This is a genomic window from Rhodococcus sp. FG69 (assembly GCF_057808915.1).
In genome coordinates, this window is the sequence record NZ_JBMDIX010000014.1 from 29730 (window position 1) to 50588 (window position 20859).

The 20859-nt window shown below is 64.2% G+C and carries 20 protein-coding genes; 3 read left to right on the forward strand and 17 right to left on the reverse strand.

Features of this window, described 5'->3' with window-relative positions; genetic code table 11:
- Positions 1–2: 2 nt before the first annotated feature.
- The 4 genes from guaA to guaB form a co-directional block, all read right to left on the reverse strand.
- Positions 3–1562, reverse strand: a complete 1560-nt coding sequence (gene guaA / locus ACODSO_RS13015; protein ID WP_068380455.1) for a glutamine-hydrolyzing GMP synthase — start codon at positions 1560–1562, stop codon at positions 3–5.
- An 81-nt stretch (positions 1563–1643) separates the two neighbouring features.
- Positions 1644–3401 (reverse strand): GMC oxidoreductase, encoded by a 1758-nt coding sequence (locus ACODSO_RS13020; protein ID WP_489037289.1) that lies wholly within the window; start codon positions 3399–3401, stop codon positions 1644–1646.
- A 344-nt stretch (positions 3402–3745) separates the two neighbouring features.
- Positions 3746–4885, reverse strand: a complete 1140-nt coding sequence (locus ACODSO_RS13025) for a GuaB3 family IMP dehydrogenase-related protein (RefSeq protein ID WP_068380447.1) — start codon at positions 4883–4885, stop codon at positions 3746–3748.
- Positions 4886–4941: 56 nt separating this feature from the next.
- Positions 4942–6465 carry an IMP dehydrogenase gene (guaB, locus tag ACODSO_RS13030; RefSeq protein WP_197480989.1) on the reverse strand — a complete coding sequence of 508 codons (1524 nt, stop codon included), beginning with the start codon at positions 6463–6465 and terminating at the stop codon, positions 4942–4944.
- A gap of 277 nt (positions 6466–6742) precedes the next feature.
- On the opposite strand from guaB, the gene ACODSO_RS13035 reads away from it, so the two are divergent.
- Positions 6743–7147 (forward strand): DUF5319 domain-containing protein, encoded by a 405-nt coding sequence (locus ACODSO_RS13035; protein WP_026347520.1) that lies wholly within the window; start codon positions 6743–6745, stop codon positions 7145–7147.
- A gap of 112 nt (positions 7148–7259) precedes the next feature.
- Here ACODSO_RS13035 and ACODSO_RS13040 read toward each other — a convergent pair whose 3' ends face one another.
- The 4 genes from ACODSO_RS13040 to ACODSO_RS13055 all read right to left on the reverse strand — a co-directional run bounded on the left by ACODSO_RS13040 (position 7260) and on the right by ACODSO_RS13055 (position 10336).
- Positions 7260–8255, reverse strand: coding sequence for an anti-sigma-D factor RsdA (locus ACODSO_RS13040; RefSeq protein WP_489037290.1), 996 nt, complete (start codon positions 8253–8255; stop codon positions 7260–7262).
- Positions 8248–8826, reverse strand: coding sequence for a sigma-70 family RNA polymerase sigma factor (locus ACODSO_RS13045; protein WP_068380444.1), 579 nt, complete (start codon positions 8824–8826; stop codon positions 8248–8250). The genes ACODSO_RS13040 and ACODSO_RS13045 overlap by 8 nt, the downstream gene beginning before the upstream one ends.
- Before the next feature lie 123 nt (positions 8827–8949).
- The gene (locus tag ACODSO_RS13050) at positions 8950–9912 is read right to left on the reverse strand and encodes a hypothetical protein (protein WP_489037291.1); all 963 of its coding nucleotides are present in this window, start codon (positions 9910–9912) and stop codon (positions 8950–8952) included.
- A gap of 154 nt (positions 9913–10066) precedes the next feature.
- The gene (locus ACODSO_RS13055) at positions 10067–10336 is read right to left on the reverse strand and encodes a hypothetical protein (RefSeq protein ID WP_489037292.1); all 270 of its coding nucleotides are present in this window, start codon (positions 10334–10336) and stop codon (positions 10067–10069) included.
- A gap of 290 nt (positions 10337–10626) precedes the next feature.
- Between ACODSO_RS13055 and ACODSO_RS13060 the strand changes: the two genes are divergently transcribed.
- Positions 10627–10920, forward strand: coding sequence for a WhiB family transcriptional regulator (locus ACODSO_RS13060; protein ID WP_082898115.1), 294 nt, complete (start codon positions 10627–10629; stop codon positions 10918–10920).
- Positions 10921–11026: 106 nt separating this feature from the next.
- Here the strand turns inward: ACODSO_RS13060 and groL are convergent, their stop codons facing one another.
- The 3 genes from groL to ACODSO_RS13075 form a co-directional block, all read right to left on the reverse strand.
- On the reverse strand, positions 11027–12640 hold the full coding sequence (groL, locus tag ACODSO_RS13065; protein ID WP_489037293.1) for a chaperonin GroEL: 1614 nt from the start codon (positions 12638–12640) through the stop codon (positions 11027–11029).
- 95 nt (positions 12641–12735) lie between these two features.
- The gene (gene groES, locus ACODSO_RS13070; protein ID WP_008718149.1) at positions 12736–13035 is read right to left on the reverse strand and encodes a co-chaperone GroES; all 300 of its coding nucleotides are present in this window, start codon (positions 13033–13035) and stop codon (positions 12736–12738) included.
- A 245-nt stretch (positions 13036–13280) separates the two neighbouring features.
- Complete coding sequence (locus ACODSO_RS13075; protein ID WP_489037294.1) at positions 13281–13832, reverse strand: potassium channel family protein; 552 nt, start codon at positions 13830–13832, stop codon at positions 13281–13283.
- A gap of 271 nt (positions 13833–14103) precedes the next feature.
- Here ACODSO_RS13075 and ACODSO_RS13080 point away from each other — a divergent pair, with 271 nt between their 5' ends.
- Positions 14104–15756, forward strand: coding sequence for a DUF7159 family protein (locus ACODSO_RS13080; RefSeq protein WP_489037295.1), 1653 nt, complete (start codon positions 14104–14106; stop codon positions 15754–15756).
- A 2-nt stretch (positions 15757–15758) separates the two neighbouring features.
- On the opposite strand, the gene tsaD is transcribed toward ACODSO_RS13080, so the two are convergent.
- The 6 genes from tsaD to alr are packed head-to-tail and all read right to left on the reverse strand — an operon-like array spanning position 15759 to position 20708.
- Positions 15759–16802, reverse strand: a complete 1044-nt coding sequence (gene tsaD / locus ACODSO_RS13085; RefSeq protein WP_489037296.1) for a tRNA (adenosine(37)-N6)-threonylcarbamoyltransferase complex transferase subunit TsaD — start codon at positions 16800–16802, stop codon at positions 15759–15761.
- Entirely contained in the window at positions 16799–17275 is a 477-nt protein-coding gene (gene rimI, locus ACODSO_RS13090) for a ribosomal protein S18-alanine N-acetyltransferase (protein WP_489037297.1), read from the reverse strand. The genes tsaD and rimI overlap by 4 nt, the downstream gene beginning before the upstream one ends.
- Entirely contained in the window at positions 17272–17934 is a 663-nt protein-coding gene (tsaB, locus tag ACODSO_RS13095) for a tRNA (adenosine(37)-N6)-threonylcarbamoyltransferase complex dimerization subunit type 1 TsaB (RefSeq protein ID WP_068380421.1), read from the reverse strand. Before tsaB ends, rimI begins: the two co-directional genes overlap by 4 nt.
- A gap of 53 nt (positions 17935–17987) precedes the next feature.
- Positions 17988–18488, reverse strand: coding sequence for a tRNA (adenosine(37)-N6)-threonylcarbamoyltransferase complex ATPase subunit type 1 TsaE (gene tsaE, locus ACODSO_RS13100; protein WP_489037298.1), 501 nt, complete (start codon positions 18486–18488; stop codon positions 17988–17990).
- On the reverse strand, positions 18481–19512 hold the full coding sequence (locus ACODSO_RS13105) for an alpha/beta fold hydrolase (RefSeq protein ID WP_489037326.1): 1032 nt from the start codon (positions 19510–19512) through the stop codon (positions 18481–18483). The genes tsaE and ACODSO_RS13105 overlap by 8 nt, the downstream gene beginning before the upstream one ends.
- Positions 19513–19517: 5 nt before the next feature.
- Positions 19518–20708 carry an alanine racemase gene (alr, locus tag ACODSO_RS13110; RefSeq protein WP_489037299.1) on the reverse strand — a complete coding sequence of 397 codons (1191 nt, stop codon included), beginning with the start codon at positions 20706–20708 and terminating at the stop codon, positions 19518–19520.
- Between the last annotated feature and the right edge of the window lie 151 nt (positions 20709–20859).

The following is a 20859-nucleotide window of genomic DNA, read 5'->3' on the forward strand; positions in this document are numbered from 1 at the left end:
GCTCACTCCCACTCGATGGTGCCCGGCGGCTTGCTCGTCACGTCGAGAACGACTCGGTTGACCTCCGACACCTCGTTGGTCACCCGAGTCGATATGGTTTCCAGCACGTCGTACGGCAACCGCGTCCAGTCCGCGGTCATCGCATCCTCGCTCGATACCGGCCGGAGCACGATGGGGTGGCCGTAGGTACGACCGTCGCCCTGCACACCGACACTGCGGACGTCGGCAAGCAGGACCACCGGGCACTGCCAGATCTGCTGGTCCAGTCCGGCTGCGGTGAGCTCCTCACGCACGATCGAATCTGCCTGACGCAATGTCGCGAGACGGTCGCGCGTGATCTCGCCGACGATGCGAATCGCGAGACCGGGACCGGGGAACGGTTGCCGGCCGACGATGTCCTCGGGCAGACCGAGTTCACGTCCGACCGCGCGAACCTCGTCCTTGAACAGAGTCCGCAGTGGTTCGACGAGCTTGAACTGCAAGTCGTCCGGCAGCCCGCCGACGTTGTGGTGGCTCTTGATGTTTGCGGTGCCGGAGCCGCCGCCGGATTCGACCACATCCGGGTAGAGCGTTCCCTGCACCAGAAATTCGACATCGGCGCCGTGGGTAGCGTTCTCCCCCAGCACTTCTGCGACCGCCCCTTCGAAGCTCCGAATGAACTCGCGACCGATGATCTTGCGTTTCTCCTCGGGATCCGACACTCCGTCGAGAGCACCGAGGAACGTATCGACGGCGTCGACGGTGACCAGCTTGGCTCCCGTCGCAGCGACGAAATCCTGCTGGACCTGCTCGCGTTCGCCTTCACGGAGGAGTCCGTGATCGACGAACACACATGTCAGGCGATCACCGATCGCACGCTGCACGAGAGCCGCCGCGACCGCGGAATCCACCCCACCCGACAGTCCGCAGATCGCCTGCCCGGTCGGGCCGACCTGCTCTTGGATCTTCTCGACCAGAGCGTCCGCAATGTTCGCGGCAGTCCACTCCGCCTTGATGCCTGCGGTCTCGTGCAGGAACCGGCTCAACACCTGCTGCCCGTGCGGGGAGTGCATCACCTCGGGGTGGTACTGCACACCGGCGAGTCGACGCTCCGCGTTCTCGAACGCCGCGACCGGCGCACCCGCGCTCGTCGCAGTAACGGTGAATCCCTCCGGGGCGTCGGTGACTGCGTCCCCGTGACTCATCCAAACCGGCTGCGTCGCAGGCAGACCGTCGTGCAAGACGCCGCCGTCCACCGACAGCTGAGTGCGGCCGTATTCCCGCGTGCCGGTGTGCGCGACCGTTCCACCGAGCGCCTGCGCCATCGCCTGGAACCCGTAGCAGATACCGAACACCGGGATGTCGAGGTCGAACACCTTCGCGTCGAGCTCGGGGGCACCCTCGGCGTACACGCTCGACGGCCCGCCGGACAGCACCAGTGCGATCGGGTTCTTCGCGGCAATCTCCTCGACCGTCGCGGTATGCGAGATCACTTCGGAGTACACGTTGGCTTCACGCACACGACGCGCAATCAACTGTGCGTACTGAGCGCCGAAATCTACGACGAGAACTGGCCGGGGCATGGCGGGGTCGGGCTGAAGCGATTCGGTCACCGGGTCAGTCTAGTAGGGCCGAATGCCTGCTGAAGACGCAGCACACATCGATCACGCAGCACCGGTGGTCGCGGGCTTGGCGCTGCGGATCTCGACGATCGGCAGTCGCAGCGCAGCAGGCGCAGAGACCGGCACGACAGGATTGTTCGGTGCGATCGGATCGATCCGCTCGTACGTCGAACCTTGCTGCGGACGCAGGTCCTGCTCACCCTTGTTCGGCCACAGTGCGGCCGAACGCTCGGCCTGCGCACTGATGGTCAGCGACGGATTGACGCCGAGGTTGGCCGACACCGCGGAGCCGTCGACGACGAACATCGTCGGGTAGCCGTAGACGCGGTGATACGGATCGATGACGCCGTGCTCTGCGTCGGATGCAATGGCACATCCTCCCAGGAAGTGCGCAGTGAGCGGAATGTTGAACAGCTCGCCCCACGTACCGCCCGCGACGCCGCCGATTTTCTTCGCGATGCGACGGGTTGCGTCGTTGCCCTCGGGAATCCACGTCGGGTTCGGTTCACCGTGGCCTTGCTTGCTCGAGACCTTGCGACCGAACAGCCCGCGCTTGGTGAAGGTGGTGATCGAATTGTCGAGGTTCTGCATGACGAGAGCGATGATCGTGCGTTCGCTCCAGTTCTTCGTGTTGACCACGCGCACGAAATCGAGTGGATGGGAGACGAGGGCGATAAGGAATTTGAGCCAGCGCGGAATCCGCCCGCCGCCGTCGGTCATGAGCGTCTGCAGCAGACCCATCGCGTTGGAACCCTTGCCGTAGCGGACCGGTTCGATGTGAGTGGTAGGCGACGGGTGGAACGACGAAGTGATCGCAACGCCTCGGGTCAGATCCATCTCGGGATCGACCTTCAGTTTCGCGGCGCCGACGATCGACTCGGAGTTGGTGCGGGTCAGCTCGCCGAGCGTGTCGGACAACCGCGGCAGTGCACCCTCGTCCTTCATCTTGTGCAGCAGGTTCTGCGTGCCCCAGGTGCCAGCGGCCAGCACGACATGGGCCGCTGTGTAGGTCTTCGGATGCTTGCGCACCCACGCACCGGTCCGCTCGGTCGCGACGTCCCATGTGCCGTCCGGCAGTGCGCGAAGACCACTCACCGTGGTCATCGGGATGATGTCCGCGCCTGCCCGTTCGGCGAGCGCGAGATAGTTCTTGAGAAGCGTGTTCTTGGCGCCGTGTCGGCAGCCGGTCATGCACTCGCCGCATTCGATGCAACCGGTTCGCTCCGGTCCGACACCGCCGAAGTACGGGTCGTCGACCTTCTTGCCCGGCTCGTCGCCGAAGAACACGCCGACGGGCGTCTGAATGAACGTGTCGCCGACGCCCATGTCCTCGGCGACGGACTTCATGACGACATCGGACGGCGTCATGTGTGGATTTCGCACCACACCGAGCATGCGGGTCGCCTGGTCGTAGAACGGTGTGAGCTCGCTGCTCCAGTCGGTGATGTGGGCCCACTGCTTGTCCTTGAAGAACGGCTCGGGCGGCTGGTAAAGGGTGTTCGCGTAGTTCAGCGAGCCACCGCCGACGCCCGCACCAGCGAGGATGAGGCAATCGTGCAGAAGATGAACGCGCTGGATACCGAAACAGCCGAGCTTGGGGGCCCAGAGGAATCGCTTGAGATCCCAGCTGGTCTTCGCGAAGTCCTTGTCCTCGTATCGCCGTCCGGCTTCGAGGATGCCGACCTTGTACCCCTTCTCGACGAGGCGTAGCGCCGTCACGCTTCCACCGAATCCAGATCCGACGATCAGAACGTCGTAGTCCGTTGTGCGAGTCTGTGAACTCCGGGTCTGTGAACTCATGGTGACCTCCGCCTCGTACGTACTGCAGCCGGCTTCGCCAGCGCGGCACACACTCCCACTTCGATGTGACTCGAAACACACCATAGATGACAGCAGACCGCGCACTGACTACAACCTTGTGACAGCTGACACAACAAGTCTAGCTGTAACCCTGGGTATCACCAACTGAGGCAAGGCTCAGTCCGTTCGTCACACGCCCCCCACGAGCCGAACGCGCACCTTCCAGCCCAGGCGCACGCTGCAACCTGCGCGCTCGCTGCAACCTGCGCGGCGGGCCGACACCACACCGAAAAGGCGCGTACCCCGACCGATCGGGGTACGCGCCTTCGCGAGCGAAGCAGAGATCACGCTCTGACGTTCAGGCCCACCTTCTGGAATTCCTTGAGGTCGGAGTAGCCGGACTTCGCCATCGAGCGGCGCAATCCGCCCACGAAGTTGATCGAACCGTACGGCTCACTCGACGGCCCGTGCAGCACCTGGTCCAAGCTCGGACGGTCTTCGGTCGCGACAGGAAGTAGCGCTCCTCGCGGCATGGACGGATGCGCAGCTGCCGACGGCCAGTACCACCCGCGGCCGGGAGCCTCGGCAGCGGCAGCCAGCGGTGCGCCGAGTACCGCGGCATCGGCACCACAGGCGATGGCCTTCGCGAGGTCACCGGAGGTGGTGATGTCACCGTCGGCGATGACGTGGACGTAGCGTCCACCGGTCTCGTCCAAGTAGTCCCGACGCGCCGCGGCGGCATCGGCAATGGCGGTGGCCATCGGAACGCCGATGCCGAGGACTTCGCCGGTCGTGGTGCCGCCCTCGACCGAGCCGTATCCGACGATGACACCTGCGGCTCCTGTCCGCATCAGGTGCAACGCAGTGCGGTGGTCACTGACACCGCCCGCGATGACGGGTACGTCGAGTTCGGCGATGAACGTCTTGAGGTTCAGCGGCTCCTCGTTTCCGTGCGCAACGTGCTCGGCGGAGATGATGGTGCCCGCGATGACAAGCAAGTCGATGCCGGCGGCAACGAGAGCCGGAGTGAGGCTCCTTGCAGACTGCGGACTGACGCGCACGGCGACGGTTACGCCCGACGCCCGTACCTTGGCGACTGCGGCTGCCAACAGATCGGGCTGCAACGGGGCCGCGTGCAACTTCTGGAGGAACGCGACGGGCGCGTCGGCCTCGAAATCGTTCTCGGCGATCGCGACCAGCTCGTCGATCTTTGCCTCGACGTCGGAATGCCGGGCCCACAGCCCTTCACCGTTGATGACACCGAGACCGCCGTGCTTACCCAGCTCGATCGCGAACTCGGGCGATACGAGCGCGTCGGTCGGATGGGCAAGGACCGGGATGTCGAATCGGTAGGCGTCGAGCTGCCAGGCGGTGGACACTTCCTTCGACGACCGGGTACGGCGCGATGGCACGATGTCGATATCGTCGAGCTGGTAGGTTCGCCGGGCTTCTCTGCCCATGCCGATTTCAACGAGGTCGCGCACGCGCGCCCCTTTCTCGAGAAGTGTCGTGGATCTTCAAGTGCGAGGCCGAAAGCCGGTCAGCGCGTGGAATAGTTGGGCGCTTCGGCCGTCATTGTGATGTCGTGCGGATGGCTTTCCTTCAGGCCCGCAGCGGTGATCTGCACGAACTGTGCATTCTGGAGATCCTCGATGGAGTTGGCCCCGGTATAGCCCATCGCCGCCCGCAAACCGCCGGTCAGTTGATGGATCACCTGGGTCAGTGGTCCGCGGTAGGGAACGCGTCCTTCGATTCCTTCGGGCACGAGTTTGTCCTCGGCCAGCACATCGTCCTGGAAGTAGCGGTCCTTGGAGAACGACTTTGCAGCGCCGCGTCCTTGCATCGCTCCGAGCGAACCCATCCCTCGGTAGCTCTTGAACTGCTTGCCACCCACCAGAATCAGTTCTCCAGGCGATTCGGCGGTGCCTGCAAGCAGCGAGCCGAGCATCGCGGTCGATGCTCCTGCTGCGAGCGCCTTGGCGATGTCGCCGGAGAACTGGAGTCCACCGTCGGCGATCACGGGTACACCGTGCGGCTTGCACGCGGCGACGGCTTCGAGGATCGCGGTGATCTGGGGTGCCCCGACGCCGGCAACGACACGAGTGGTGCAGATGGAGCCGGGACCGACGCCGACCTTGACGGCGTCGGCACCTGCCTCGACGAGTGCCAGCGCACCGGCCCGAGTCGCCACGTTGCCGCCGACGACCTGAACTCGTTCTCCCACCTCGGCTTTGAGCTTGCTGACCATCTCCAGGACCTGCGAGTTGTGCCCGTGCGCGGTGTCGACGATGAGGACGTCGACGCCTGCATCGGTGAGCGCCATCGACCGTGCCCACGCATCCTGACCGACACCGACCGCAGCACCGACCAGCAGACGCCCGTCGCGGTCCTTGGTGGCGTCGGGGTGCTGTTCGGTCTTGACGAAGTCCTTGACGGTGATGAGCCCGGTGAGTGCACCCTGCCCGTCGACGATGGGCAGCTTCTCGATCTTGTGGCGACGCAGCAATCCGAGGGCAGCCTCGGCTGTGACGCCCTCCCGAGCGGTGATAAGGGGTGCCTTGGTCATCACGTCGGCGACGCGGCGGTTCTGGTCGACCTCGAAACGCATGTCGCGATTGGTGATGATGCCGACGAGCGCGCCGGTCTCGTCGGTGACCGGAAGACCTGAGATCCGGAAGCGGGCACACATGGCGTCCACCTCGGCGAGCGTGTCGGTCGGCTTGCAGGTGACCGGGTCTGTGACCATTCCTGCTTCGGATCGCTTCACCGTCTCGACCTGAGACGCCTGATCCTGCAGCGACAAATTGCGGTGCAGGACACCCATGCCACCTGCGCGGGCCATTGCGATGGCCATCCGCGCTTCGGTCACGGTGTCCATCGCGGAGCTGACGAGTGGAACTCGCAACCGAATCTCGCGGGTTATCTGGCTCGAGGTGTCCACTGCACTCGGAATGAGATCCGATGCGGCGGGCAACAGCAGAACATCGTCGAAGGTCAGACCGAGCATGGCGACCTTGTTCGGGTCGTCGCCACCGGTACGGACATGTGCTCCGGAACTACTCATGCGGTTCTGGCCCTCCCTAGAGCCTGGGTGCATCTCTTCGACGCACGAACGATGCGGAAGAAAGGCGTGTGTTCGAGAACGGATGGAGAACAAAGACGCGTGCGCTCGCTCGGCCGCACGCCTTCTGTCCATGGTATCGCCTATAGATCAACCAGCGTGAACGCGCACCACGAAGGGTCCACGAACCCGCGTGAACCAACCGAAGAATACGGATGGGTCGGTGTGTCGGACGACGAACGGCTGGCGCAGACCCACCAGTCCTGCGTACCGTGGAGGTGTGCGCGATCAATTGCCTCCAGGTCTACCGCCGGATCCATTCGCCGGTGACCCCGCCGACCCTTCGGCCGCTCTCGACGCGATCGAGCCCGGACAACCGCTCGACCCGCAAGAGCGGCTTGCAGTCGAGGAAGACCTAGCAGACCTGGCGGTGTACGAGGCACTTCTCGGACACCGCGGGATTCGTGGTCTCGTCGTCTGCTGCGAAGACTGCCAGCAGGACCACTATCACGACTGGGACATGCTCCGGGCCAATCTTCTCCAACTACTGGTCGACGGCACCGTGCGGCCTCACGAGCCGGCATACGACCCGGTTCCGGACGCATACGTCACCTGGGACTACTGCCGGGGCTATGCCGATGCGTCGATGAACGACGCACTTCACGGCGACGGGTTCGAGAACTAGGTTTCAGTGCCGCTTCGGCGACAAACGAGCTTCGGTGGCAACGAAGAGGTGCCCTACACAACTTGTGTAGGGCACCTTTTCGTTGCTGAGGCCGCCGGCAGAACTGGGTACGTCAGCCTCCGTTGTCGAGCGTGTCCACCCCGGACTGCGATGTGCCGCCGTCAGTCGACCCACTGGCGGTAGCCGTCGTCGAGTTCGGCTCGCGCATGATCGAGGCTGCAGGATCGGTTGTCGTCGTGACCGAGGCATCCGTCGGCGGCGGTGGTGACACCGGATCGCTGGTCACCGGTGGCAACGTGACGGCCGTGGTGCTCACCAGCGGGGGCACTTCTGGCACCGACGTCACCGGAACCGCGGGGATCTCGGGGGCCACTGGGTCCGGCACGACCACTTGTTGCTGTGGTAGCAGAACAGGCGGAATCGTCGGGACGATCGTCTGCAATTGTTCCATCAGCCGCTGCAACCAGACCTCGAGATCGGTGCGCTGAGCTTGGTCGATAATGCCGCCAGACGTCGCCGATGCTCCATCGAGCAAGGCCTGGGCTCCCGCAACGTCGCCCGCGGCGATCAGCTGCTCCGCCTCTTCGAGCTTCGACGTCGTATCGATCTGCGCGACGGTCGAATCAGCCTGTTCCGAGAACACGACGGACTTGACACTCCAGAGCGCGTCGCCTGGAGCCGAGTTGTACGAGAAGACGACAAGCCCGCCCATCACCAACGCGATCGCCGCGGCAGCACCGGCAACCGGACGGAGCAGACCGTGCCTCGACCGGCCGGATGCCTTGCGCCGCAACCCGGCTGCCGCGATTTCCTGATCTACCGCGGCGGCAACCTCGTCCAGATCCGGGCCGGCGGGCAATGCGGGTGTACGTATTTCCGCGCGCCAGTTCGCAAGCAACAGAGCCAGTTGATACTCATTGGCGCTATCCGTTGCGACGGGACCGTCACCACGGATGGCTTCGATGAACTCGTCGTCTCGACGTACCGCCGCGATGTCCACCATTCCCGTGTCGGACAGATCGCCGAGAGGGCTGCTGGCTGGAGTATTCGGCGCCCGATCCGGTCGACCGATGCGGGGAATGCCATCGCGGCCGTTGTTCCTAGCCATACATTTCACCCGCTTTCACAACTTCGTTCTTCAGTTTCGCGATGGCTCGGTGTTGAGCAACGCGGATGGCGCCTGCAGTACTACCGACTGCCGCTGCTGTTTCCTCTGCCGATAGTCCGACGACAAGGCGGAGCACGAGAATCTCTCGATGCTTCGCCGGCAAAGTGTCCAGCAGGGCGATCATCTGTCTACTCGACTCGGACTCCAGAGCTCTCTGCTCCGGTCCGTGTTCCGTCGACACGACATCTGGTACTTCGGCGGCCGGATCCGATTTGTTACGTGATGCGCTTCGGTGGGCGTCTGCGACCTTGTGTGCCGCGATGCCGTACACGAACGCCATGAATGGTCTGCCTTGATCCTGGTAGCGCGGCAAGGCGGTCATGACTGCCAAGCAGACCTCCTGCGCGACGTCGTCCGCAGAGAGCTGACCACGCTCGGCGGACCCCACTCGGGCGCGGCAGTACCGCACGACTAGTGGACGGATGATTTCCAATACTCGGGAGAGTGCGGCTCGCTCGCCTTGCGCTGCGGCAACGACGAAGGAGTCCAACTCCTCACCCGTGTTGTTCATCGCTCAAGAGATCCCCGCGTTACAGTGACGCCGCCCAGTTCGACAAGCGTTTCCACCAGCAGGTGGAACCTAGTAAGGATAGCGACCTTGGATCCGCGTAATCGAACCACTCGGTCCGTGGTCTTATCCATCAGCGAGTACACCGCCACGCTGATGGAGTAGGGCAGCGCACTCGGCGATGATCGACGGCGACGCCGGGGCGTCTCCCAAACCCGTCGTCAGCATGGCCGCAGCCCATCGCAACGGCACGAGCCCGTGTTCCGAGCAGGCGTCGAGCACGCTGTGCGCAATGTGACGACTGCGCTCGATATCTCCCAGCGAACTGACAGCCGCGGCGACTATCAATTCGGTTTTCGTGATGTGTCGTAACGAATCGGTCTCGGTGGCGAGTTCGCGCGCGTCGAGTGCGTGTCGTACCGCCCCGGCTCCATCGCCCGAGACCATGGCAAGTTCCGCTCGTACCCACCGCAGCCGTAGTTGCTGTCGCCACAGCGACCCCTGACGACCTTGGCGCATCACCAGCTCTTCGCATCGAGTCAACAGCGCGTCTGCGGCCGAGAACCGCCCGACGCCGAGGGCATCCGCCGCCAGTCCGGTCAACGCGTCACACCTGGCATGGGTGATGAACGGGCCTACGCGCGTCGTGGCGAGTCCGACGAGGGCGATCGCGGCTCCGTCGTATCTCGCCGCCCGGACGTGCGCGCCCATCTGCCTGAACCATGATGCCCTCGTCGAGGCCATGAGCGACCGCAACCCTGCTTCCACGACGAGAGTGCGCTCGGCCTCGTCGAGTTCGGCGCACGCGGCGCTGTACCTCCCCTGTCCGCCGAGCGCCACCGCACGATGCCACCTGTCGAGCGGATCGGTCGCCGCCGGCAGCGGCCATCGGCCAGGATCGTCACCCCACGCGGCGGCGCGAAAGCCGTCCTCGCCGGCGGGCAACACGGCTGCATCCTCATCCAGTAGCACCCACCAACGGTACGACGGAGAGGTTCTGGCCCTTCCGGCGAGCACTTTCAGGTCGGTCGCCGCTGGATTCTCGCTCTTTTCACCCGCAGAGAATCGGACATTGACTTGGTTCGCCATTCAATGTCATTCGTTCATACGATTTGTTTCATGGAATTAACATATATTTTCATGGACGCTCGGTGAGTAGTTTCTGACGATTCTGTAGCCGACAGGTTAAGCGGAAACATTGCGCCGCCTATCGGAGTAGCCCACCGAGCAGAGCACGATGCGTTCATACGACGGAACCGCGGCCGTCACCGAGCACTCGAAGGCACCCACCGAATCTGTGTGAGGTCGATATGTTGCCGCTGCCGGTCTCCCGCGTCCCGCAGCGCGACACCATCAAGTTCAGCAGCTCGAGCAGCAGAAACAAAGCAGCTCCGAGGCCAACAGTCGCACTCGCGCCGCCACGCCGCGAGGCGACGTTCCACGCGAGACAGACCGATCGCGCTTCCAGTCCGAGGCCCCACGCAGCAATAGTGGCACGGGTCGGAGATTTCATCTCCAAGAATGCGTCGCACGGGAATGTGCTGTTGTAAATGTCGGCCGCGTTAACTTCTCGAGTTCTGCCTATGCAAATGCACACGGTGAGGAACTATTGACGCGATTTCATCGCCGCGAATAACGTTGGCGTCGTACCCGAAGTCCCAGCGAAGTTCTGACCGGTCCTTCGGAACGAGTTCACCACAAGTTCGACCTCACCGCCGAGCGAAGCACACATTCACACTGTCAGGCGTCTTCTTCACGCGTCGCCGCACACGTTCACGGCGAGCACACACCCTAGGAGCCCTCATGCCACAGCCGAACCACCTCCCTGGGCCCAATGCCGATATCTGGGACTGGCAGATGCACGGCCTGTGCCGTGGCGTCGACTCGTCGATGTTCTTCCACCCCGATGGCGAACGCGGCCGTGCGCGTGCCCAGCGTGAGATGCGCGCGAAAGAGATGTGCCGCAGTTGCCCGGTGCTGGCACAGTGCAGGACACATGCCCTCAGCGTCTCGGAGCCGTACGGAATCTGGGGTGGCATGTCCGAAACCGAGCGTGAGATGCACGCGCGCCACAATCGACGACGAATCGCGGTCTGACGTCGGCCGACAGCCTGGACCGAACACAACAGCGTGGGCCGAACAGGAGACGGGCCCCTTCCGTAGATCGGAAGGGGCCCGTCTCTTATCTCGTGGAGCGTGAAGCTCAGTGGCTGTGACCGTGTCCGCCCGTGGGCTCTTCGGCGTCCACCGGCTTCTCGACGATCGCACTTTCGGTCGTCAGGATCATGCGCGCAACAGATGCGGCATTGACGACGGCCGAACGCGTGACCTTGACCGGATCTACGACGCCGTCGGCGAGCAGATCACCGTAGGTGAGGGTTGCGGCATTGAAGCCGTGCCCCTTGGCCAACTCGGCGACCTTGCTGACGACGACCGATCCGTCCAGGCCTGCATTGGTGGCAATCCAGAACAACGGAGCGTTGAGCGCGGCGCGTACCACGGCGACACCGGTCGCCTCGTCGCCCGTCAGGCCCAGATTGTCCGCAAGTGACAGTCCTGCCTGCGTCAGCGCGGAACCGCCGCCGGGGACGATGCCCTCTTCGACGGCAGCCTTGGCCGCGTTGACCGCATCGTCGACGCGGAACTTGCGTTCCTTCAACTCGGTCTCCGTTGCAGCACCGACCTTGATGACCGCAACTCCGCCGGACAACTTCGCCAGACGCTCTTCGAGCTTCTCGCGATCCCATTCCGAATCGGTGTTCTCGATCTCGCGGCGCAGTTGGCCGACGCGGGCATCGATATCGACCTGGGTGCCGGCACCGTCGACGATGGTCGTCTCGTCCTTGGTGACGACGACGCGACGCGCTTGCCCGAGGAGATCGAGTCCGGCCTCCTTGAGGCTCAGACCGACGTCTGCGGTGATGACCTGACCGGCCGTCACGACTGCCAGGTCGTCGAGGAACGCCTTACGACGGTCACCGAAGAACGGAGCCTTCACAGCGACTGCCTTGATGGTCTTGCGAATCGAGTTCACGACGAGGGTGGAGAGAACTTCGCCCTCGGTGTCCTCGGCGATGATGAGAAGGGGCTTGCCGCTCTCGGCGACCTTCTCGAGCAACGGCAAGAAGTCGGGCAGCGAGGTGATCTTGTCGCGGTGGAGCAAGATGTATGCGTCTTCGAGCACCGCCTGCTGCGCATCGAGATCGGTCACGAAGTACGGCGACAAGTATCCCTTGTCGAACTGCACGCCCTCGGTGACCGTCAGCTCGGTGCTGAGGCCGGAGGACTCCTCGACCGTGACGACTCCGTCGGCACCGACACGAGTAAGTGCCTCGCCGACGAGTTGACCGATCTCCGGATCGCGTGAGGACACCGTCGCAACCTGTGCGATCGCTTCCTTGCCCTCGACCGGTGTTGCCGCAGCCAGGAGCGCTTCGGCGACCTTGTCGGCTGCCTTGGCGATTCCCGAACCGAGCGCGATCGGGTTGGCGCCCGCGGCGATATTCTTCAGGCCGCCGCGCACGAGTGCCTGCGCCAGGACGGTCGCCGTGGTCGTGCCGTCTCCGGCAACATCGTTCGTCTTGGTGGCTACGCTCTTGACGAGCTGAGCGCCGAGATTCTCGAACGGATCTTCCAGGTCGATCTCACGCGCGATGGAAACACCGTCGTTGGTGACCGTCGGGCCGCCGAATGCCTTGGCCAGCACGACGTGCCTGCCGCGGGGCCCGAGCGTCACCTTGACGGCGTCGGCGAGCTTGTCGACGCCACGCTCGAGAGCGCGGCGTGCGTTCTCGTTGAATTCGATTTGCTTGGACATCTTCTGGGGCTACTCCTTCGAGTTCGGGACTCGATCGAAACGCAGTCCGCCCCGGGACCGAGTGTGTCGGGCTCCGGGGCGGACCTGCGTGTTGCTTACTTGGCGATGACTGCCAGCACGTCGCGTGCCGAGAGGATCAGGTACTCCTCGCCGGCGTACTTGATCTCGGTGCCGCCGTACTTGCTGTAGATGACGGTGTCGCCTTCTTTGACGTCGACCGGGATCCGGTTGCCCTTTTCGGTGACACGGCCTTCGCCAACAGCGACGACGGTGCCCTCCTGAGGCTTCTCCTTGGCTGTGTCGGGGATGACCAGACCGGAGGCGGTCGTCGTCTCGGCCTCGTTGGCCTGGACGAGGATCTTGTCCTCGAGCGGCTTGATTTTCACGCTCGCCACGTTGAGCCCTCCATTGTTATGGGGTACGCGTCCGGGGTCGGATCCCCGGACTGCTGTGTTGGTACTTCATGTTCACTGCACTGTGCTCGATCCCGTCGTCGCGGGTTCCGGGACTTCACTCAGCGCTGACTAGCACTCTATACACGCGAGTGCCAGCACTCAAGGGCTGGGTTCGCCAGATGCCGTCGACTCGTTACGCCTGCAGCGAAAACCCCCATCTTTCGGGTTGCCGAGGTAGAGCACACCTATTTCGTCCCGCCTACCTGCTTCCTCGCTTGTCCGCGCCGCACGGCTGCGAGAAGTAGACGACCACCGAAAGCGATGATCACCAGATTTCCGACCATCTGCACCGACACGACGGCTCGCGCGAAGTCCGTGGATGCGGTGATGTCGCCGAATCCGACGGTGGAAAACACCGACAGCGTGAAATACAAGCTTCCCATTCGAGAGATCGGCTCGTTGAAATTCTGCGCGGACGACGCTGCTATCAGGTAGTAGGCGCTGGAGAACCCGATCAGATAGATCGGTACGACGGCGGCGAGAGCCTCGACGGCTTGAACTGCCGGGTAATCGGCGCGAATTACCTTGGCCAGCTGCCAGACACACACGACCACGACCACAACCAGCACCGACAGCAGGAAGACAACGGACCCGAGGTCTGCCACATTGGTCATCGGAACAACGAAGTACAGCGCAGTCAGAACCACGGTCGTGGCAAGTGGCCGAACCGATGCTCGAATCAGCAGGGCGCGTCGGGTCTCGTCGTCCAGCGTCGCATAAGACCCACCAGTCGCCATTCGTCCACTTTCGCCTGAAGTAGTTCGAGCACGATGCGTCCTAAGTCATAGGCCCTCATCGGGTGCGGCGTTTCACATTCGGGCAAACCGTTCTGTAACGTTACGATAACGAGAAGCAATAGTGATGGGTAACGCCCAATCACGCCGGTCGAGACCAGCGCCGGAAATTTCGAGCTCGTCAGCGGCATGCGCCCTCTGACGGAGTCGGCTGCGACGGACGAGTCGTTGCGAAGACAACACAACGGCTCGACGCACAGCAGGGGGAGGTGGCATGAGGATCGCAATCGGTGTGTCCACCGGAACCGAGGTCGTGTGCGCTGCCCTCGTCGTCGAGGAAGCCGACGGTTCGCGGACCGTCGAGTATCGGACTGTGTCCGCGGACTGCGAAGTCAATACCGACCTAGGCGACCTGGTCGCATCCGCCATCGAACTGATGGCCTCGCTGGCGCCCACCCCCGCAGGCGTCGGCGCGCACGCCGACGAGCGGCTCGTACCCGATGTGATCGCGGTGTCATACCGAACGCAGGAACAAGCCTCGTCGATACGCTCGGCCCTGTCACATACCCGGTGGGCAGCATTGCTTGTCCCCGAGTCCGCGGCAGCGTACGCATTCCTCGACGATTCCGGCCTGATCGCGCGCTATCGGACCGTCACGATCATCGACGTCGGGGCGACGGGAACGACCGCGTCGGTCGTCGACGCCCAATCCGGCGAACTCCTCGCCGAGGATCGCACCAAGCACTTCAGCGGCGACGTCGTCAATCGACTGGTGAAGGACCTCGTACACGGCAGTGCTGCGGTCGACACCCCGGTGCGCGACGATCTGCGTGACGATCGCGGAATCGGGTCCGCGCGGTACCGAGCAGTCAAGGAACACCTGTCCACGCACGACGCCGCCCACGTCGGTGATGCCGTGGATGGGTCGACGCTGGACCGTGCCGCATTCGACCTGGCGGTTCGCCCGTATGTGATGAATACCGTGCACTTCACCGAACGCAGTGCAGGACTGAGCACGTCGACGCCGGAGGCAGTCGTGCTCATCGGCGGCGGCGCCAACATCCCGATCGTCGGCACCGCATTCGGGTCCGCACTTGCCCTGCCCGTCGTGATCCCGACCGAACCCGACACCGTTCTGGCCAAGGGATCTGCACTGCTCGCACTGAACTCGAGTCCGGGCCGGTACCCCACCGTCGGCCACGGTGCGGGAAGCAATGCTCGATCGATCGGCCGATTCACCGGGGCGTTCGTCGGTGCATTGGTGGTCGGCGGAATCGTTGTCGCATACGTGGTGCAAACCCTTGTCCCGAGTGACGGACCGTCGGTGTCGCCGGCCGGTTCCGCCGCCCCGACTGCCGAGCAGGTCCTCGATCGGCCCGCCGCCGATGGCACAGCGCTGGACCCCGACATCACGGCCGGCACCAGCACCACGTCAGGGCAGACCGCCAGTTCGACGAGGTCGACTGAACCGGCATCGGCCACTGAAAGGCCTTCGGCTACACCGTCGCTGCACCCAGCACCCGACCTGCCGGTCATTCCGTGGCCTGCCCAGCCGCGGGGGACGACACCTGCGGCCGATACCACCACACCGATCCCCATGACCACGCTTCCCACCACGACCGACCCCATCTCCACTCCCCCGGACGGTTCGACCGAGCTGTCGCCGACCGGTAGCCCTGGTGAATCGACAACATCGCCGGAGCCGACCCCGGACACACCGTCCACGACTCCGGAGGAGTCGACCGAAACGTCAGCGCAGCCGACGTCGTCGGGGGGCGTGCGCACCACTCAGGTAGGAGCCACACCGTCGTCACCGCCGCTGTCGCCACCGGCGACAGTGTGGACACCACCACCGACGGGCACCGGTGAACTCGAGGAAGCACCCAGGACAGAGTCGACGGACATCGCTGCTCCGCCCGAGGGCTGAGCCTACGAACGCCCGGGAAGAATGCTGGTGGAGACCGGCAGCCCGGGATCCGTCGCAACTCGGAGATCCGACGCGCTCGCCCCAGCCGAGATCAAGTGCGCCCCGAGAGTCGCAATCATGACCCCATTGTCGGTGCACAGCCTCGGCTTCGGAATACGAAGCGTCACACCCGCTGTGGTGCAACGTGATTCGATCATCGAACGGATTCTGGAATTCGCGGTCGCTCCGCCGCCCAGAACCACAGTATCCACATCCATGTCCGCGGCGGCCCGAAGTGCCTTCATCGTCAGCACATCGGCGACCGATTCCTGGAACGACGCGGCGATGTCTGCGACCGGAATGGCATCGCCGGCACGCGTTCTCGCCTCGACGAAGCGCGCCACTGCCGTCTTGACGCCCGAGAACGAAAAGTCGTAGCGCGCGTCACGAGGACCCGTCATCCCGCGGGGGAACGCGATCGCATTCGGATCTCCCTTGCGCGCAGCATCATCGAGAGCCGGCCCACCCGGGTAGCCGAGGCCGAGCAACCGAGCCACCTTGTCGAACGCTTCACCCGCAGCGTCGTCGACGGTGGTGCCCAACTCGACGATCGGGGCGCCGAGATCGTCGACATGCAGAAGGTGCGTATGACCACCGGAGACGAGCAGCGCCACACACGGCGGCATCGGCCCGTGCTCGAGAGTGTCGACGGCGACATGCCCACCGAGATGATTGACCGCGTAGAACGGCACTCCCCAGGCAGCTGCGTAGGCTTTCGCCGCGGCGACCCCCACCAGCAGAGCACCCGCAAGGCCCGGCCCGATGGTGACGGCGACCGCGTCGGGCCGATCGATGTCAGCGGCGGCGAGTGCCCGCCTCATCGTCGGAACTATTGCTTCGAGGTGTGCACGGGATGCGACCTCGGGAACCACACCGCCGTATCTGGCATGCTCGTCGACGCTCGACGCGACCTCGTCGGCAAGCAGTTCACACACACCCGAATCTCGCCAGCGGACGATGCCCACACCGGTCTCATCGCACGAACTCTCGATACCCATGACGATCATGCCGGTGCACTCGCCCTTCTGCTCGGTCGCTGCATCGTGAAAGCATCTGCGCCGCTTGGCTGGTAGTAGTTGCGGCGGGTACCGACAACGACGAAGCCCTCGCGCGTGTACAACTCGATGGCCGGGGTGTTGTCGGTACGCACTTCGAGAAACACAGACCCGCCGTGACGATCGGCTTCGACCAGAAGCGCGTCGAGCAGTTTGCCACCGATTCCACGACGATGCGCGGCCGGATCGACACCGATGGTGTGCACCTCGGATTCGGCGGTTTCACCTCGCCCGAGCAAGGCGATTCCGGCATAGCCGAGAAACACGCCATCTTCCCTGGCGGCGAAGTAATGAATGTGCGGCGCAGCAAGTTCGGACAGAAATGCGCGTTCGGTCCACGGACCGTCGCCGGGAAACAACACGGCCTCCAGCTCTGCGCACCTCGCGGCATCCGCAGCGACCATCGGCGTGATCTGCAGCGTCACTTCGTGACCTGCTTCGCCGCTTCACGTTCGGCGATGGTCTTGGCATCGGGTCGGCGCAGATACAGCGGGACCAACGGCTCCGGCTCCACACCGGACGCGAGCGCATCTCCGGCGGCCAGGACTAGGCCCTCCGGTGACGGTGAGATCACCTCTCGGGCTTCGAGTTCGAACAGCGAGGCATGCGCAGAAGATCCAGCTACTGCGGTCGCCTTGCCGACATCGACGAGATCCGCTGCACCCACGTCCGGACCGGCGATTCGGGTGCCGTCTCGGTACCGCGCCGAGTACACCTCACGACGGCGCGCATCGGTGACGACGAGCAGTTCGGACTCGGATGTCAGCTGGGCGGCAATGGCGTCGAGGCTGCACACCCCATGTACCGGGAGACCCAGTGCATCACCGAAAGCAGCCGCGGTGGCCATTCCGACACGCAAGCCGGTGAACGGTCCAGGCCCGACACCGACGACGACTGCGTCTAGATCGGCCGGGGCCAGATCGGCCTCGGCCAAGCACTCGAGGATGTTGGGAGTGAGAACCTCGGCGTGCAACCGAGCGTCGACGACGATACGCGCCGCGAGAGTCTCCACCGCACCATCGTCGAAACGAACCACTCCTGCGGTCACGGAGGGCGTGGAGGTATCGACGGCGAGAACGAGCACGGTAGCTCAGAGTACCCGCGAGTGAAGTACCCATTCCACACGGCTCTTCGTGCTCAGCGGGCCGTCCCCGAGACACGACGGACGCGCACATATCGTTCGTCGGTCTCCACATCACGACGAATGCGCACCGACACGTGACTGTCCACCAATTTCTCGACCAAACCTTCGCCCCACTCGACCACCACGACCGCGTCCACGAGATCGGAGTCGAGGTCGAGGGCGTCGAGTTCGTCCAGCGCGGACTGACCCGTCATACCCAACCGGTACGCGTCGACGTGGATGAGCGTCACCGGAGGTTTCCCGCCCGGGCGTACACCAGGTCGATGTTCGCGCGCGATGACGAACGTCGGCGAGCTGACGCGCCCGACAACGCCAAGACCTGCTGCGATGCCCCTGGTCATCGCGGTCTTCCCCGCACCGAGCGGGCCGTCGAGAATCACCAGATCGCCTGCCTGCAGGGAGTGCGCCAGCCGGAAACCGAAGTGCTCGGTGTCGTCCACCGTCGACAACACAACCTCTCGTCCGTCGACGAAGATGTCCTCCTCGTCAGACAACGCCCCTCCGGCCCGATCGCTTCTTCGTCCGCAGCTGGAGTGCTCGCGTACCCAGCCGCGTGAGTGCTGCATTGACCTTGTCCGGAAATTCGAGCTGCACCAGATGTCCCGCTTGGCGGATGCGCACCATCTCGGCCTCAGGAAGGGCGTCGGCGAGAGCGACGGAACTGTCGAAGGGGATGATCCAGTCGTCGTCGCCGCAGACCACCGCCACCGGGATTCGAGCCAGGTCGACCAGAGCATCGCTCTCGTCGTGCAATTCGAGAGTCTTCAGGAAGTTCACGATGGTGATGACCGAGGTGTCATCGATCATCTGCTGCGAGAAGTCCACCAGCCTCGGGCTCACCCGGGTGCCGTACGACGCTGCTCGCAGCACCGGAGAGATCAACTTCTTGGCGGCGCCGCGGCCGAGCTGTACCACCCCGGGTGACGTCCGTACCGCCAGCCTGAACGCGTCGACGACTGGATTGTCGAGGCTGCGTCCGAGCCCGGTTTCTGCTAGTCCTGCGGCCGTCGTGGAAATGAGTGCGACGCCGATTACCCGATCACGCACCAGTTCTGGCTTCTGCCGCGTCATCGACAGAATCGTCATCCCACCCATCGAATGCCCGATCAGGATCAGGTGACCTCGCGGTGTGACACTTCGGATGACGGCATCGAGATCGAGTCCGAGCTGCTGGATCGTGCAGCTCTCCGGGGAGGGCGTTCCAGACCGGCCATGTCCACGTTGGTCGTAGAACACCATCCGGACCTTCGACCCCCACTCCTGCTCCAGTGCTTGGCGCTGAAAGTGCCAGGAGGACATGCGGAGGCAGTAGCCGTGGACGAAGATCGCCGTCACCGGAGCGTCCGACGGCCCGACCTCCCGAACCGCGAGCGGCACTCCGTCGTCCGCGACCACGATGGACCCGCGGTCGGCGTCCATGAGCTCGAGATTCTCCGTCGCCAACGGATCTTTGTTCGAACGAAGGACGGTCTCGCGGAGAGCAATTCCGACGCTGTTCAAAATTCCCAGGCTGCCCATCAGGTTCACGTCGAGGTCTCCTCGGGTGTCTGCAGTACCGTGCCGACCGGGTGCTCGACAGCAGGGCTGTACTTGCGGCGCGTGCGCCCACCGATTCCGGTGACGACCTCGTAGTGAATCGTGTCGAGCGTATCCGCCCATTCCTGGGCGAGCGGCTCGCCGTCCGCACCTGATCCGAACAGCACCGCGGTATCACCTTGCTTGACACCGCCGCCGTCGGGACCGAGGTCGACCACGAACTGATCCATGCAGACCCGTCCGACGGATGGGAATCTGCGTCCGCCGATGGAGACATCGAAGCGACCGCTCAAACTCCGAGTCACGCCGTCGGCGTACCCCATCGGAATCAACCCGAGGACAGTGTCGCGGGGCGTCGTCCACGTGTGCCCGTACGACACGCTCTGACCTGCAGATACGCGCTTGACGAGTGCCACGGAGGCAGACACCGTCATCGCGGGCTTCAGACCGAACTGCCCCAGCTCGGGAACCGGCGACAGGCCATACGCGGCAATTCCGGGTCGAATCATGTCGAAACGAAGATCAGGCCTGGTCAGAGCGGCCGCCGAGTTCGCGAGATGCACGATCTCCGGACGCACCCCGGCCGACGCTGCGGCCGCGACGGCGTCCTGCAGAACCTTCGCTTGTCGGTCGTTCGCGGGATGGTCGGGGACATCGGCACACGCCAAGTGGGAGAACACTGCGCGCAACCGCACCGACTCGTCGGCGATCGTGCGACCGAGAAGTGCAAGGACATCCCCGAACTCGTCGGACGCGACGCCGTTGCGGTTCAGACCCGTATCGATCTTCAGCGTGACGATGGCAGTACGGTGCGTACGCACTGCGGCCGCTGCCACCGCGGCCAACTGGGCCCTCGAGGAAACACCGATCTCGATTCCCTCGGTGATCGCCGGTGCGAAGTCGGCGTCCGATCGGTGTAGCCACGACAGGATCGGAGCCGTGATCCCGGCCTGTCGCAGCGCGATGGCCTCACCGACCGTCGTCACTCCCAGCTCGGTCGCGCCCGCTGCGAGAGCGGTGCGCGCGACTGCGAGGGCACCGTGGTTGTACGCGTCCGCTTTCACCACGACCATGGTTGCGGCATCCCCCGCGTGTTCTCGCAGTACTCGCACATTGTGGGCGATTGCGCCGAGGTCGATCGTTGCCGTCGAGCCGGCACCGGTGTCGGGGCCGCTCATCGCAGCAACCCTTGCGTTCTCCACAGCAATCGATAGTGCCACCCGCAACCGCGAAAGGTGCATTCGGCATCGGAATAACCGCCCTGACCACTGCTCCCGCGTACCGATTCTGTTGCCGCGATGCCAAGTGCACTCGCGGGAACCCATCGCG

What these genes read in the sequence shown, in the direction of transcription:
- ACODSO_RS13075 (WP_489037294.1), bottom strand. Translation starts at nt 13,832, where the DNA reads ATGGCGACTGGTGGGTCTTATGCGACGCTGGACGACGAGACCCGACGC.
- ACODSO_RS13060 (WP_082898115.1), top strand. Translation starts at nt 10,627, where the DNA reads ATGCCACAGCCGAACCACCTCCCTGGGCCCAATGCCGATATCTGGGAC.
- groL (WP_489037293.1), bottom strand. Translation starts at nt 12,640, where the DNA reads ATGTCCAAGCAAATCGAATTCAACGAGAACGCACGCCGCGCTCTCGAG.
- tsaD (WP_489037296.1), bottom strand. Translation starts at nt 16,802, where the DNA reads ATGATCGTCATGGGTATCGAGAGTTCGTGCGATGAGACCGGTGTGGGC.
- ACODSO_RS13105 (WP_489037326.1), bottom strand. Translation starts at nt 19,512, where the DNA reads ATGGGCAGCCTGGGAATTTTGAACAGCGTCGGAATTGCTCTCCGCGAG.
- alr (WP_489037299.1), bottom strand. Translation starts at nt 20,708, where the DNA reads ATGAGCGGCCCCGACACCGGTGCCGGCTCGACGGCAACGATCGACCTC.
- ACODSO_RS13045 (WP_068380444.1), bottom strand. Translation starts at nt 8,826, where the DNA reads ATGAACAACACGGGTGAGGAGTTGGACTCCTTCGTCGTTGCCGCAGCG.
- ACODSO_RS13040 (WP_489037290.1), bottom strand. Translation starts at nt 8,255, where the DNA reads ATGGCTAGGAACAACGGCCGCGATGGCATTCCCCGCATCGGTCGACCG.
- ACODSO_RS13080 (WP_489037295.1), top strand. Translation starts at nt 14,104, where the DNA reads ATGAGGATCGCAATCGGTGTGTCCACCGGAACCGAGGTCGTGTGCGCT.
- ACODSO_RS13055 (WP_489037292.1), bottom strand. Translation starts at nt 10,336, where the DNA reads ATGAAATCTCCGACCCGTGCCACTATTGCTGCGTGGGGCCTCGGACTG.
- guaA (WP_068380455.1), bottom strand. Translation starts at nt 1,562, where the DNA reads ATGCCCCGGCCAGTTCTCGTCGTAGATTTCGGCGCTCAGTACGCACAG.
- ACODSO_RS13050 (WP_489037291.1), bottom strand. Translation starts at nt 9,912, where the DNA reads ATGGCGAACCAAGTCAATGTCCGATTCTCTGCGGGTGAAAAGAGCGAG.
- guaB (WP_197480989.1), bottom strand. Translation starts at nt 6,465, where the DNA reads ATGAGTAGTTCCGGAGCACATGTCCGTACCGGTGGCGACGACCCGAAC.
- ACODSO_RS13020 (WP_489037289.1), bottom strand. Translation starts at nt 3,401, where the DNA reads ATGAGTTCACAGACCCGGAGTTCACAGACTCGCACAACGGACTACGAC.